Source organism: Trichormus sp. NMC-1, from assembly GCF_001858025.1.
Taxonomy (GTDB): domain Bacteria; phylum Cyanobacteriota; class Cyanobacteriia; order Cyanobacteriales; family Nostocaceae; genus Anabaena.
This window is the reverse complement of the sequence record NZ_LZQD01000008.1, coordinates 66753-80905: the sequence shown is the minus strand read 5'-3', so window position 1 is coordinate 80905 and position 14153 is coordinate 66753. Positions and strand designations below refer to the sequence as shown.

Sequence of the window (14153 nt, the reverse complement as noted above, 5' to 3'; positions counted from 1 at the left end):
TTACTTAGCACTTAGCAATGTTTTGGTAATACCTAAATCAAGTATCTTGTTCCAAATAAGATGAGAATGTATTGGCAAGAATAGCGGCTTGAGTGCGATCGCGCAAATTTAACCGGTTTAAAATATTGGTGACATGATTTTTGACTGTTCCCTCAGATATGTAGAGTTCATGGGCGATTTCTCGATTACTAGCACCTGTAGCAATTAACCGCAAAACCTCTTTCTCTCTGGGTGTCAGTTCAGCTAAACTCGGTGGTACAGATGTTGTCGGCTTAGATAAACTGGCAGGAAATTGAGTCAACAGTTTTTTAACTATTTCTGGATCTAGTTGAGAATAGCCTTTATCAACAGCGCGAATGGCAACAGCTAACTCTTCTGAAGGTGTATCTTTGAGTAAATAACCCATTGCCCCATTCTGTAAAACTGCTTTTACATATTCATCATCATCAAAAGTTGTCAATACTAAAACTTTGGTATTGGGAAAGCGTTTTTGAATTTCTTTTGTAGCTGCAACTCCATCAATGATCGGCATTCTGATATCCATTAAAACTACATCTGGCTGTAATTGTTCAACCAAATTAATGGCATTTTCACCATTTTCTGCTTCTCCAACTATTTCTAAATCTGCTTCTAATTCTAATAATGCTCTTAAACCTTGACGAATTAAACTTTGGTCATCTACAAGTAAGACTTTAATCATTATTTTCACCGAGATAAGGGAATATCAACTATTATTTGACAACCTGAACCATGAGCGCTGTTAATTGTAAATTCTCCTCCGAGTGATAAAGTGCGATCGCGCATACTTTGTAAACCAAAGCCAGTAGTATTTTGTTGTACATCAAAACCTCTACCATTATCTTCAACTATTAGTTTTAAAGCTGCTGTTGTTGTAATTAATTCTAATTTAACTACCGATGCATTTGCATATTTAGTAATATTTGTCAATGATTCTTGGATGATGCGATAAATGGGAGTAATTATTTCACTGGGCAAGGGAGATTTTAGAGATATTTTGCAGTTTAGTAAAACATTATTTGAGCGATGAAAATCTTCTGCCAGAATACCAATTGCCTGTTCTAAAGATTGCTCTTGCAAAGAATGTGAACGCATTTTAGAAACCGAGTGACGTACATCTTGCAATGCTTTTGAACCTAATTCTTTAGCTGTTGCTAAGAAAGTCAAAGCTCTAGGTATATCAGATTTTGCCAGCTTTAAAGCAGTTTCTAATTGTAGGTTTAACGCAGTTAGAGAATGTCCCAAAGAATCATGAATTTCCCTAGCGATGCGATTACGTTCTTCTAGGGTAGCTTGATTTTCAATTCTCAGAGCATATTGACGCAGTTTTTCATTAGCAATAGCTAGTTTTTCTCGACTTTGGCGTTCAGATAAGACTGCATTCATTAACAGCAAGACAAATACTAAACTTAACCCGAATAAAATTGTTAAACTAAAACTGAAAAACCGAAACCGTTCTTGAGCTAATGGAGATAATCGAAAAGGCGTTGAGCGATTATTAAGTGTGATCAAAAATAAGATAAATGATGAAAAAGTTACAGTCAAACGTCCAGGTAACGGAAAAATCAAACAACTGCGAGTTACTAAAATAAGATAAAGGAAGGGAAAAAGCCTAGTAGTTTTACCACCGAAAAAGCCAATTATTAAAATGAGGACAACTTCACTAGCTGTATATATTACTTTAGACAGATTATTATTCGTCGGTAATCTTAAGCCCATCAAACCAAAAATAGCCAAGCTACAAATAGTTAATTCTGGGAACTGCACAGAAAATCGAGGCGATGGGGATGGAATCATGACCATTAATACCGAAAGCCCCAGTAATGCCCACTCTAAATAAAGCAAAAAGCGAAAGGGATGATTATTAACCTGAATTGGGGGAGACATATCATTCAAAAGTTTACATTTGGGATTTTTAATTTTTAATTCCGCCGTACTGTAACTAGTACAGCACGGCGTAAATAAACCAACCATTCTAAATCTCCAACAATCTTATGCTGTCTTCGTTTTGACTTTTGACTTTTGACTTCCGCCCTGCGGTACTAGTCACCTTTGTCAGGACTGAACCATTACTTTAGTCATGGATGTAGACGTGACTTTATCCTCATGTAGTTGCTGAGGATAAGTTCTTATGATAGTGACATCAAACAAAAAAAACACAAGCTTATTTATGAAACTCAAAACATTATCATTTATGGCTGCTGCGCTTGCGCTAACTGTAACTGCAATTCCCTTCGCAGCGCAAGCACAACAAACTCCCCCTTCAGTCCAACCAGGTAAACAATTTGCCAAAAAGGGTGCTTGGCAAAAGCTGGGACTAACTGATGCCCAAAAAACCGAAATTCAGAAAATTCGCCGCGATACACGCGCTGAAATGGACAAAGTTCTGACAACAGAACAAAAACAACAGCTAAAAGCAGCGATGGAGGCACGTCGAAGTCAGTCTTCACAGCAAAGAGGTGAGTGGAAAGGTAAAAAAGAGCCTTTTGCTTCTCTAAATCTGACTGAAACGCAGAAAACCCGAATCAGTGAAATCAAGAAGTCTTCAAAACAAAAAATGCAAGCAGTCCTAACTCCAGCACAACGGGAACAACTCAAGCAAAGTTGGGAGAATAGAAAATCACGCCGTCAACAATCTAACCCCCAATAATGAGGAAAGCAGAGAGTAGGAATCAGAGGAAGTTAGGAAAATACTTTCTATCCCACTTTCTGCACTTCATTGATTATTCAATCAGCAATTGTTTTTTGTTTTAAGGGAATAATAATTACAAATTCTGTGCCAATACCAGGTGCAGAAAGACATTTTAAATTGCCTCCATGTTTTTCGGTAATAATTTTATAACTAATAGATAGGCCTAATCCTGTACCTTTACCCACTGGTTTTGTAGTGAAAAATGGTTCAAATAAATGTTTCTGTACATTTTCATTAATGCCAGAACCATTATCTTTGACGCAAATTACTACTTCTTGGTCACTAGTAATTTCGGTATAAATCTCTATTTTGGGATTGTCAATTGTTTTGCCATTGACTATTAACCATTGACCAGATACAGATGACTCATCTATGGCATCAATCCCATTAGCAAGAATATTCATAAATACTTGATTGAGTTGCCCAGCGTAGCATTCTACAAGCGGTAGATTAGCGTATTCCTTAATAACTTCAATTTCTGGACGGTCAGATGTCGCCTTGAAACGACTTTGTAAAATCATCAGCGTGCTATCAATACCTTCATGGATATTCACAGCTTTCATTTCTGCTTCATCCAAGCGAGAAAAATTTCGCAGAGATACGACGATTTCTGTAATTCTTTGTGCGCCAACATTCATTGAATTGAGTAATTTAGGCAAGTCTGCCATGATAAAATCGAGATCGATAGTTTCAATTTCATTTTGTATTTCTGCATTCGGCTGGGGATAGTGTTGCTGATAAAGTTGTATGAGTTTAATTAAATCTTGAATGTATATATTAGCTGGGGTAAGGTTGCCATAAATAAAGCTAACAGGATTGTTGATTTCATGGGCTACACCTGCTACCAATTGTCCTAAACTTGACATTTTTTCACTCTGCACTAATTGAGCAGCTAATTGTTGTGCCTCTTCGCGTAATTGAGCTTCTGAATGTAGCAATATTTCTTCAGCTTGCTTGCGTTGGGTAATGTCATGGACAATAACGACGTATTCTTGAAAATCTTGATGTAGTCGATCTGAGATGGAAACTTCCAAAGTTCTGATTTTCTGATAATCGCATAGAGTATGTTCTCCTCGTTTGTCCCATTGTTCTGGATATGCGGTTAATTCGGGTAGGAATTTTTGTAGGTGATGCCCCAATAATTGCGATGGATTACAACCAAAAAAGTCTTCTGTTGCCGGGTTTGCTTGGCGGATAATACCCTGTTCATCTACTACTAAAATTCCATCTTGGGCAACAGTAAATAAGTGTTCTGCGGCTTCTCGTGCTTCTGCTAGAGCAACTACTTGGGGTAAACTTGTCCAACAAGCGATCGCAACTCCGACAAATGCTACTGTTATCAACAAAATAACGACCAGATTTTTCACAGTAGTGATCGGGGCTACATTCAATAACCAAACAAATAAGCAACCCACCAAAACAGCACCGCAGAGGAGAAACATTAATATCCCCACTTGTATAGCTAGGGGGTCTTTAATTGAGGTTCGCTGATGTGATTTATACAGCTTTATCCACCAATGGGAACGGAAAACAGGAATGGGAAGATAACGCACTAAGGCATCAATCATTAATACAACAAAGGGCGCTAATAATCCTGCCAAAAAATCTTGCCAACCCCAAGCATAGGCAGTCACTAATAAAATTACAGCTTCTATGATAAAAAAGACTAAAGATAGTTTTGGCCACAATATATCTGGTTGATTTCGTTTTTTCCATAACCCTAAATGCATGAGCATGAACGCTACAAACCAGGCAACATTTCCCACTATGACAATTTGAGATATGTCTCCCCAAAGAAAATAGATCATGCTGATGCATAAACTCAAAACCAGTGATGAACCAAATACCCCACGAGATGAAACTAAAGAAAAAACTGGTGCTAAGTGTTTATCTACAGCTAACTGATAGATAATTCGGGGTGAATTAGAAATTGCGGTTGCTGAACCGAGTAAACAACAACTAGTCAGTAAAAAAGTGACGGTTATCGGTCCAAAGTCTCCCCAAAATGATACAGATGCTACGGCAAAATTAAGATAAGGATTATCTTCTAGACCTTCAATTGTGCATAATCGGATAATTACCCAAGAACCACCGATAAAAATGGGCAGCATTAACCAAGCTGCAATATCGAGAAAATTTAAAGTTTGTTTGGGGTGACGACTATCAGCGACAAATGATGAAACAGTTTCACAACTGTAGGTGGTATAGCTGAGAAAAAAGAACCATTTAGCCCAATTTATAAAATTTAACGATGTCCAATGCTGAGGAAAAAAGCTGGGACTATGGGGAGAGAAAACTAAAAAACCCAATCCTTGCAAACAGAATAATAAAAGCAAAAGTAAGGCAGGAAGTGAAAATAATAGATGTAAAATACTTAAAGCACGACTGCCACTAAAAGCAACAACAAAGGGTAATAAGGTAAAGCCGAGTTTAAAAATTAGCTCTGGACAGGGAATACCCAGTACTTCTAGATTAGAAGTAATCATATTTGTGAGTACCACCGAGTTGAGTGGTACAACTGAAAGCCACGATATGAAATATCCAATGGCGGCATAGCGGGCAATAATGGGGTAGCCTTGCCACAAACGAGTGATGTAGTTAGGAGTTCCCCCAGCTACATTTAAAAAATTTCTACCTAGATGTTTGACTTGATAGTTGATTAGCATTCCGACTATGACAGCGGGAACCCAAACGAAAATAGCTGCTGTTCCCAAGTCCGCATGAACAGTTGGGACTAATGTTATCCAACTGAGATGATTTGTAACACCAAAAGTCCAGGTTTCCAAAGTACTCATACTTCTTGGTAAGCTTTGGAATGCAAACTGATGATCAACTGGACTATGGGAACGTGACATAAATCTCTATGCTGTCTTAGGGTAAAAAAATCGGTAGGAGAAAAATTTCAAAACATGAGTGGTAAATTAATTGTATTTGAAGGAGTCGAAGGCTGTGGTAAAACTACTCAGATGCAAATGTGTAGTTTATGGCTAGAAAGTCAAGGCGTATCTGTGATTCTAACTCGTGAACCAGGGGGAACAGAGTTAGGGTTGCATTTGCGCCGACTACTGCTGGAAAAATCAGAGGATAAGCCTGTTGGGGAAGTGACAGAATTACTGTTGTATGCTGCTGATAGGGCGCAACACATTGAACAGGAACTCAAGCCGAATTTAGCAGTAGGGAAATATATTTTGTGCGATCGCTATACTGACTCTACCATTGCTTATCAAGGTTATGGCAGGGGTTTAAGTATGAGTATAATTAATCAGCTTAATAACATTGCTACTGATGGTTTAGAAAGTGACTTGACTATTTGGCTAGATGTTGATGTTGAGGTGGGACTATCTCGCAAACGTGGTCAAGCTACACTAGACCGTATTGAACAGGAAACAATTGCTTTTCATCGTCGTGTACAACAAGGATATACAGAATTAGCTGCAACTTACCCATCAAGAATTTTCCGAGTAGATGGAAGTTTGAGTCAAGAAGTTGTCCAAAAAATGATCCAGGAAATTTTAAATGCGCGCTTGTTTAATTAAATTATGTTTTCACCATTAATAGGGCAACCACAAGCAATAGAATTATTAACCCAAGCTGTCAAGCAAAACCGAATTGCACCAGCTTATATGTTTGTTGGTTCTGAAGGTGTGGGCAGAAGTTTAGCAGCAAGATGTTTTATTGAATTGCTGTTTTCTAGTTCTATAGAACCACATCAAATTCCCACTTTGCAAAATCGTATTCGTCAAGGAAATCACCCTTCCTTATTTTGGGTAGAACCAACTTATCAATATCAAGGACAACGACTTACAGCAGCAGAAGCAGCAGAGAAAGGAGTTAAACGAAAAGCACCTCCTGTAATTCGCCTAGAACAAATTCGAGAAATTACTCAATTTCTTTCCCGTCCACCTTTGGAAGCTTCTAGAAATGTGGTTGTATTAGAACAGGCGGAAACGATGGCGGAATCGGCTGCAAATGCTTTGTTGAAAACTTTAGAAGAACCTGGACAGGCGACATTAATTTTGATTGCACCTTCACCTGAATCTGTGTTACCAACTTTAGTATCACGCTGTCAAAAGATTCCTTTTTATCGTTTGGATAGGTCTGGAGTTGCTCAGGTATTGACACAAACAGGAAATGAAGAGATTTTACAGCATCCAGAAGTCTTGAGTTTAGCGGCTGGTAGTCCAGGAAGTGCGATCGTATCTTATCAGCAATTACAAACAATTCCCAATGATTTACTCCAACAGGTAACAAAAACACCTACATCTTATCGCAGTGCCTTGGAATTAGCCAAAAAAATTGATAAAGAATTAGATACAGAAGCCCAATTATGGTTAATTGATTATCTACAACAATCTTACTGGCAGCAAATACATCAACCAACTATTATTGAACAATTAGAAAAAACTCGGAAAAATCTACTTTGTTATGCTCAACCCCGCTTAGTTTGGGAATGCACATTTTTGTCAATATTTCAAATGTCGCGTAGTTACACCAATCCTCTATCATAGCTTGCGTGGCGTAGCCATAGATGCGCCTAATTATTTTGGAACATAGGGAATTATCTTGATAAAATCTCTGCGTACCTTTGCGCTAACCTCTGCGTACCTTTGCGTTTAAAAAAGATCCGATTTGGCGCAACTTCACAAAGAAATGGTATTACACCAGCCCTTAGTATGTTTGTTTTTCTGTTAAGAGTTCCCTCTCTCCAAGAATGAATTTAATTTTGTCCAACTAACTTGAAAATAAGACCCCACCCCTAACCCCTCCCCGCAAGCGATGAGGGGAATAAGAAGTTTTTCATGTGTCCTGGTGTACGCAATTCATGATGGCTACTTATACAAACCCAGTTTTAAAAACTCGTCCAATTACTTCTTCTACAGGTGGTTCAGTTACTGTTAAATCAATAACTTCCAAATCAGCTAAAATTTGTGATACGGTGCTAGTAAGTGCTTCTCGCTGGACTATAAACCGCACGGCTCGACCTTCTAAAAGTTGGATATCACCATAAGACATAAGTTTTTCTGCTGGTAGTGCTTGAGCTAATTCAACATAGATTTCTCGGTAAGGGGCGAAGTTTTCTAATAATCCATCTAAGCTACCATCATACATTAACTCTCCTTGGTGAATTACCAGCACTCTTTGACATAAAGCTGTGATATCCGCCATGTAATGACTTGTTAATAATACAGTTGCTTGATAAAGTTGATTGTAATCTTTTAAAAAGTCGCGGACTCCAACTTGAGCATTTACATCTAATCCTAAAGTTGGCTCATCTAAAAATAAAACTTGGGGACGGTGTAAAAGTGCTGCTAACAGTTCAGCTTTCATCCGTTCACCCAATGAAAGTTTTCTGACTGGTTGGTTAAGCTTACCTTCTAAAGAAAGCATTTCTGTTAATTCACCGATTCGACGATGAAATTCTTTATCAGAAATGTTGTAAACGGCGGCGTTAATTTTTAGAGAATCTAATGCTGGTAAATCCCAAATTAACTGCTGTTTTTGTCCCATCACCAAGGTGATTTTTTGCAAAAATGCTTCTTGACGACGAAAGGGAATTTGTCCAGCGACTCTGACTGTACCGCTAGAAGGATGAATTAGCCCGGTGAGCATTTTTAAAGTAGTAGTCTTACCTGCACCATTTGGCCCCAAAAAACCAACTACTTCACCAGGAGCAATTTCAAATGATACATCCTTAACGGCGTTAATCTGCCGATAGGTACGGCGAAAAAAGTGGCTGATGGTTCCACGAATACCCGGCTCTTTAATGGCTACTGGATAAGATTTACTCAGGTTTTCAGCGATGATAATTGACATAGTAGTTCACCTTAAACGTCCTGAGCGCAAAATACTAATAATTAACCACAAGCCTAACAAACTAGCCGCAGCAAATAGAACACTACTTACAAATGATAACTGAGATGTTTGGGCTTGACTAGAAATAATAGCTGCACCCATAATCAGGGAACCTACTAATATACTAAAAGAAAGCCGATTAGCGACATCATCCATTGTGCGGCGTATACCGTCTAAACCCTGAAGTGATAAGTTCCACTGAAAGGTTTCTGATGTTACACGGTCTAAGAATAGTTCAATTTGGCGAGGAGATTGTAAAGAGAGACTTTTGATATCTAAAGCGGTGCGTAAGAGCGATCGCACTGGATTATCTCCCAATAACTGCTGACGAAACAAATCTGTGATTAATGGCTTAATTTCATCAAATAAATTCACTTCTGGGTTAAAGGTACGCGCTACCCCTTCTAAATTTGCTAAGGTTTTAGCATACAAGCCCATATTGCTAGGTAAGCGAATTTTATTATTGCGGGCTATTTGCAAAATTTCATAAATTATCTGACTGAAATTTATATCAGTCAAGCTGGCATTGTAATATTTTCGCAGCATTCGGTCATAATCATTTTCTAACCGCGACAAAATCACTGGTTGAGCAGAATCTGAAAGTTGCAAAGTTAACTGAGCGCACCTCTGAGCATCTAAATCTACAATTGCTAACAACATTTCTGTTAAGATTTGCTGGGTACGGGGATCAAGTCTACCCACCATACCACAGTCTAACAACGCCACACGTCCAGATGTGAGATAAAACAAGTTACCTGGATGAGGATCAGCGTGAAAAAAGCCATCAATATATAGTTGCTGAAAAAATACTCTAAATAATAAAGTAGTGATCTCTGTTCGTTTGGCGACAGCATCTTGAGGATTTTCGTTACTTAAATCAGCTAACAGCAGGGGAACACCATCTAGCCACTCCATCACCAGTAATTTTTCTGTTGTCAAATCCCAGTTAATTTCTGCAACTACTATTTGTGTGGGATCATACCAACGACTTTGGGATAAGTTACGCCGGAGTTGGTCTGTAAAACCGGCTTCTCGTTTAAAATCTAATTCAGCTTCTAGGGCTTTAGTAAATTCTTCAGCAGTGGATTTGATGTCGTAATTTTGTCCAAAATCAGTCCGTGCTACTAAATCCGCGATCCCTTGAATTAAAGCAATATCTTGAGCAATCGTCACATCGATTCCCGGACGTTGGACTTTAAGAGCAACTTCCCTTCCATCTGCTAAAGTAGCACGATGGGTTTGAGCAATTGATCCCGCTGCTACTGGGACATGATTAATTGTGTTGAATGTTTCTTCTAGTGGGCGTTTTAGCTGTTTACGGATAACTAATTCTACTTCAGACCAAGGAACTGGCGGTACTTCGTCTTGGAGAGTTGACAGTTCTTCAATGTAACCAGCGCTCAGTAAATCTGGACGGGTAGAAAGTAGCTGTCCGAGTTTGACATAGACAGGCCCCAAATCTACCAAGATGTTTTTTAAGACCGCAGGTGTAGGTAGTTGAGGTTGATCAGCTTTACCACCAGTAAGCAACCTTCGCATATAGTCCCAGCCGTTGCGGAGGACTACTTCAATAATTTCTCGTTGTCGGGGAACAGTTTGGGTTAAGAACATTTTTTGGGGACTGAAGACAAAAAAATGTAAAAATCAAAATTTAAAAATCAAAATTTTAAATTTTAAATTTAAAAATTTAAAAAAAACTCTTGCCTACTGCGGCTTTACCTATTATCTTTGATTAAGAAATATGTTTTTGTTAAACAAAAAGTAAATTTAATAGTGATCCCCTTGACTCAAGGCTCAAAGTTGTTGCTTAAGCTAAATGTCACAGAATACTATAGACAATCTAGTTATAATTGGGAACAAGACTTTTGAGCCTCTACCAAGAGTTTTAACTTTTACAATAAGTCAGTAAACCGGGGATCATTTTCCAGGATTTTGAGAATCTGCTTAATTTCTTGGGTACGTTCTTTTTTTACTACCAGGGTAACATTGCGATCGCGCACAATTACGACATCATCTAGCCCAATAGTAACAACTACATCATCAGGATTGGAGGCATAAACAATCGCCCCTTGGGTATCTAGCCCTACATGGGTAGCTAATTCAACATTCTTGTTATTTTCTTGTTTGAGTAAGCGTTCGATCGCATTCCAGTCGCCTAGATCATCCCAACCAAATTCCACTGGTAAAACATATGCTAGAGTTGTTTTTTCCATGAGTGCATAATCTATACTTTGTTTAGGCAACAGGGGGTAAATATCAGGGCCTTGTTGTTCTAAAGGTTCGATAATTTCTGGAGCATGGGTATGTAGTTCTTCTAGAATCACACTTGCCCGAAAGACGAACATACCACTATTCCAGCTAAAACGTCCCGTTGATAAAAAAGTTTCTGCTGTTTCCCGGTTGGGCTTTTCAGTAAAGCGGTTGACATGATAAGCTGGCAACTCATTAAAGCTACCCATCTTTTGACCTTGTTCAATGTAGCCGTAACCAGTTGATGGGAAAGTCGGCTTGATCCCCAAAGTGACAATCGCTGCTGTGCTAGTCGCAAGTTCGGTAGCTGCACTCAAGGTATGTGCAAACACATCTTGATCAGCAATCCAGTGGTCAGCGGGGAAAAAGCCAATCACAGCCTCTGCTCCGTAACGCTTTTTAATTTCCAAACTTGCCCAAGTAACTGCGGCTGCTGTATCTCTTCCCTCTAATTCGACCAGCAAATTTTGATTTGGCAGATCAGGTAATTGTTCTCTTACTCCTTGAGCTATTTGACTAGAAGTTATCACCCATAGGTGATCCCAACCGCCCGCGAGTGTTAGCAGTCGATCAGCAGTTGATTGGAGTAAGCTTCTAGAACTACCATCGAGACTTAAAAATTGCTTAGGTCGGTCTCGGCGACTAAGAGGCCAAAAACGCTCACCTTTGCCGCCCGCAAGAATTACAGGGATAAATGAACTATTCATGTTGTCATATACACTTGCTTCAAAACCATACTAGTGTACATTCATTCAATTTTGGATTTGGAATTTGGGATTTAGGATTGTCTTCAAAAATGTTAAATTTATGAATTTCTTCTCAGTAGCTAATGGCAATACCCCCAAAAAAATCTAAAAAAATCTCAAAATCTGGCAAGATTTGCAGCTTGCATTAACATACCTTTAGGGAGTGGTTGAGTGGGGAGAGAATCGTGATAAAACAAGTTCAATGGTCAGAAAATCAAGTTATACCTCAGCAAGTACCCGCCTTAGATCAAGGGGTGCGATCGCCACGGACGGAAAATCAGGTCATACCTCAACAAGCCCCAGAATCAGAGGCAGAGGCAATACCACAGCCGCCAATTGATTCTCGAAATGTCGTCGAGTCAGTGGGTGCGCTCCCTAATGAGATATATGAGCGGTTGGGTTTGACGATGCCGCGCTGGCTACTGTGGATATTAACCTTTGTTTTAGGGATAATTTTATCCGGGTTGCTAGTATCAAGTTTAGCACTTTGGACTCCTCTGTGGAGTAATTTAGATCAGGCCCAAGATGATGATTTTGGCTCGAATACTAAAGATCAGCTAAAAGTACCTGGGTATTTAAAGAGTAAACTCTCCCAGTACCAACTTTCAAAACCCATGAATATTTTAGTTATGGGTATCGAACCAGTTAAGGGTACTGTTGATGGCTCCCCAGAAAGTTTTGCGGGTAGCAGCGATACGATGTTATTAGTACGGCTAAATCCCAGCGATAAATCTATTCGGGTGCTTTCAATTCCCAGAGGAACGATGATCTCGATTCCTGAACAGGGGCTAACTCAGGTATCGGAAGCTAATGCTAAAGGTGGGCCAGTATTAGCCGCAAGGGTAGTGAGCCGCACCTTAAATAATGCACCCATTGATCGCTATATTCGCATCTCTACTAGTGGACTGAGACAATTAGTTGATCAGTTGGGTGGGGTAGATGTATTTGTACCCCAAGAGATGAATTATAAAGATCAAGCTGGTGGTTTATCGGTAAATTTAGTCAGCGGTTGGCAGACTCTTAACGGTGAACAAGCAGAATTATTTGCCAGGTTTCGGGAGACAGGTTTAGGGGATCTACCACGAGTGCAGCGACAACAAGCACTGATAACCTCTTTGCTGCAACAAATGAATAGTCCCACAGTTTTACCCAGGTTGCCTCAATTAACTCGCATTATGCGAAAGTATTTTGATACCAATCTGAAAATGGAAGAAATGATGGCGTTGGCTAATTTTTCCGCGAATGTAGAGCGGGATAATTTTCAATTAACCATGTTACCAGGTACATTCAGCAAATTCAGCAAAGACCCCAATAGCTATTGGCTGAATATGAATGGACAACAAAGCTTATTGAATGATTATGTTGGGGTGAATGTACCCGGTCTGAAGCCAGATTTAAGACCTGTGTATCGCCTCAAAATTGCTATTCAAAATGCTTCCAATCAACCTCAGTTAACGGAACAAGTTATTACCTATCTCAAACAAAAAGGTTTTACAAATATTTACACCGTTCCTGAATGGCCTGATACCCAACGTCAAACTCAAATAGTTGTTCAGAAAGGAACTCATCAAACAGGAGTTGACTTACAACAAGTCTTAGGCTTGGGTCAAATCGATGTGTCAGCAACTGGAGATTTGGAATCTGACTTGACAATTCGGATTGGTAAAGATTGGAAATAGTTATTAGTCATTGGTCATTGGTCATTGGTCATTGGTCATTGGTCATTGGTCATTGGTCATTGGTCATTGGTCATTGGTCATTGGTCATTGGTCATTGGTCATTGGTCATTGGTCATTGGTCATTGGTCATTGGTCATTGGTCATTGGTCATTGGTCATTGGTCATTGGTCATTGGTCATTGGTCATTGGTCATTGGTCATTGGTCATTGGTCATTGGTCATTGGTCATTGGTCATTGGTCATTGGTCATTGGTCATTGGTCATTGGTCATTGGTCATTGGTCATTGGTCATTGGTCATTGGTCATTGGTCATTGGCAAAAAATAAGTAACAGTAAGGGTTTAGCATTGCGCTTTACCCCTACAAATGAAAATTAATAAACTTATGAAAAAGATTTTGTTGAGATTTTTAACTTTAATATTGATTTTGATGTTGGCTTTGTTCTGGGTAATTATCAATCCCAAACCTGCTTTTGCTCAAGTCAACACCATCAACTACAACAACGCCTCTTTAGAAAAAAGAGATTTTTCTCATGCTGATTTAGTCGGTGGGACTTTTGTGGCTGCGGAAATGCGAGGGGCAAATTTTCAAGGTGCGAATTTAACTAATGCGATTTTAACTAAAGGTGTTTTGTTAAAAGCAAATTTAGCAGATGCAAATTTAACAGGTGCTTTAGTTGATAGAGTGACCTTAGATGGTGCTAATCTGAAAAATGCCATTTTCACAGAAGCAACTTTAACCCGGAGTCGTTTTTATGATGCTGATGTTACTGGTGCTGATTTTACAGATGCTTTGATTGACCGTTATCAAGTATCCTTATTGTGTGAACGGGCAGATGGTGTTAATCCTGTAACTGGGGTTGCTACACGTGATAGTTTGGGATGTAAATAGGTGACAGGTGACAGGTGACAGGTGAC

At 39.1% G+C, this 14153-nt stretch carries 12 protein-coding genes; 6 read left to right on the top strand and 6 right to left on the bottom strand.

Translation table 11 applies throughout. The features are described 5' to 3' along the window. Nucleotides 1-37: 37 nt before the first annotated feature. Both A9Y75_RS21215 and A9Y75_RS21210 read right to left on the bottom strand, forming a co-directional pair. The gene (locus A9Y75_RS21215) at nt 38-700 is read right to left on the bottom strand and encodes a response regulator transcription factor (RefSeq protein ID WP_071191527.1); all 663 of its coding nucleotides are present in this window, start codon (nt 698-700) and stop codon (nt 38-40) included. 5 nt (nt 701-705) lie between these two features. Next, nucleotides 706-1905, bottom strand: coding sequence for a sensor histidine kinase (locus A9Y75_RS21210; protein ID WP_071191647.1), 1200 nt, complete (start codon nt 1903-1905; stop codon nt 706-708). 283 nt (nt 1906-2188) lie between these two features. Here A9Y75_RS21210 and A9Y75_RS21205 point away from each other — a divergent pair, with 283 nt between their 5' ends. Beyond that, nucleotides 2189-2668, top strand: coding sequence for a P pilus assembly/Cpx signaling pathway, periplasmic inhibitor/zinc-resistance associated protein (locus A9Y75_RS21205; RefSeq protein ID WP_071191526.1), 480 nt, complete (start codon nt 2189-2191; stop codon nt 2666-2668). 77 nt (nt 2669-2745) lie between these two features. Here A9Y75_RS21205 and A9Y75_RS21200 read toward each other — a convergent pair whose 3' ends face one another. Continuing rightward, nucleotides 2746-5565, bottom strand: a complete 2820-nt coding sequence (locus A9Y75_RS21200) for an ATP-binding protein (RefSeq protein WP_071191525.1) — start codon at nt 5563-5565, stop codon at nt 2746-2748. A 54-nt stretch (nt 5566-5619) separates the two neighbouring features. Here A9Y75_RS21200 and tmk point away from each other — a divergent pair, with 54 nt between their 5' ends. Next, a complete protein-coding gene (gene tmk, locus A9Y75_RS21195; protein ID WP_071191524.1) occupies nt 5620-6246 on the top strand; it encodes a dTMP kinase in 627 nt (208 codons plus the stop codon). 3 nt (nt 6247-6249) lie between these two features. Then, the gene (gene holB / locus A9Y75_RS21190) at nt 6250-7218 is read left to right on the top strand and encodes a DNA polymerase III subunit delta' (RefSeq protein ID WP_071191523.1); all 969 of its coding nucleotides are present in this window, start codon (nt 6250-6252) and stop codon (nt 7216-7218) included. Nucleotides 7219-7543: 325 nt separating this feature from the next. Here the strand turns inward: holB and A9Y75_RS21185 are convergent, their stop codons facing one another. The 3 genes from A9Y75_RS21185 to A9Y75_RS21175 all read right to left on the bottom strand — a co-directional run bounded on the left by A9Y75_RS21185 (nt 7544) and on the right by A9Y75_RS21175 (nt 11520). Further along, nucleotides 7544-8524, bottom strand: a complete 981-nt coding sequence (locus A9Y75_RS21185; protein WP_071191522.1) for an ATP-binding cassette domain-containing protein — start codon at nt 8522-8524, stop codon at nt 7544-7546. Nucleotides 8525-8530: 6 nt separating this feature from the next. After that, entirely contained in the window at nt 8531-10174 is a 1644-nt protein-coding gene (locus A9Y75_RS21180; protein ID WP_071191521.1) for an AarF/ABC1/UbiB kinase family protein, read from the bottom strand. A gap of 281 nt (nt 10175-10455) precedes the next feature. Further along, entirely contained in the window at nt 10456-11520 is a 1065-nt protein-coding gene (locus tag A9Y75_RS21175) for a mannose-1-phosphate guanylyltransferase (RefSeq protein WP_071191520.1), read from the bottom strand. A 224-nt stretch (nt 11521-11744) separates the two neighbouring features. Between A9Y75_RS21175 and A9Y75_RS21170 the strand changes: the two genes are divergently transcribed. From A9Y75_RS21170 to A9Y75_RS21160, 3 genes are read left to right on the top strand one after another with little or no spacing between them, the layout of a single operon-like run. Further along, entirely contained in the window at nt 11745-13238 is a 1494-nt protein-coding gene (locus tag A9Y75_RS21170) for an LCP family protein (RefSeq protein WP_071191519.1), read from the top strand. A gap of 24 nt (nt 13239-13262) precedes the next feature. Further along, on the top strand, nt 13263-13613 hold the full coding sequence (locus tag A9Y75_RS21165) for a hypothetical protein (protein ID WP_236721489.1): 351 nt from the start codon (nt 13263-13265) through the stop codon (nt 13611-13613). A gap of 7 nt (nt 13614-13620) precedes the next feature. Further along, complete coding sequence (locus A9Y75_RS21160) at nt 13621-14127, top strand: pentapeptide repeat-containing protein (protein ID WP_071191646.1); 507 nt, start codon at nt 13621-13623, stop codon at nt 14125-14127. Nucleotides 14128-14153: the final 26 nt, after the last annotated feature.

Excerpts from the sequence above, each read along its gene's own strand:
- A9Y75_RS21215 (WP_071191527.1), bottom strand. The coding sequence starts at position 700 with ATGATTAAAGTCTTACTTGTAGATGACCAAAGTTTAATTCGTCAAGGT.
- A9Y75_RS21210 (WP_071191647.1), bottom strand. The coding sequence starts at position 1,905 with ATGTCTCCCCCAATTCAGGTTAATAATCATCCCTTTCGCTTTTTGCTT.
- A9Y75_RS21205 (WP_071191526.1), top strand. The coding sequence starts at position 2,189 with ATGAAACTCAAAACATTATCATTTATGGCTGCTGCGCTTGCGCTAACT.
- A9Y75_RS21200 (WP_071191525.1), bottom strand. The coding sequence starts at position 5,565 with ATGTCACGTTCCCATAGTCCAGTTGATCATCAGTTTGCATTCCAAAGC.
- tmk (WP_071191524.1), top strand. The coding sequence starts at position 5,620 with ATGAGTGGTAAATTAATTGTATTTGAAGGAGTCGAAGGCTGTGGTAAA.
- holB (WP_071191523.1), top strand. The coding sequence starts at position 6,250 with ATGTTTTCACCATTAATAGGGCAACCACAAGCAATAGAATTATTAACC.
- A9Y75_RS21185 (WP_071191522.1), bottom strand. The coding sequence starts at position 8,524 with ATGTCAATTATCATCGCTGAAAACCTGAGTAAATCTTATCCAGTAGCC.
- A9Y75_RS21180 (WP_071191521.1), bottom strand. The coding sequence starts at position 10,174 with ATGTTCTTAACCCAAACTGTTCCCCGACAACGAGAAATTATTGAAGTA.
- A9Y75_RS21175 (WP_071191520.1), bottom strand. The coding sequence starts at position 11,520 with ATGAATAGTTCATTTATCCCTGTAATTCTTGCGGGCGGCAAAGGTGAG.
- A9Y75_RS21160 (WP_071191646.1), top strand. The coding sequence starts at position 13,621 with ATGAAAAAGATTTTGTTGAGATTTTTAACTTTAATATTGATTTTGATG.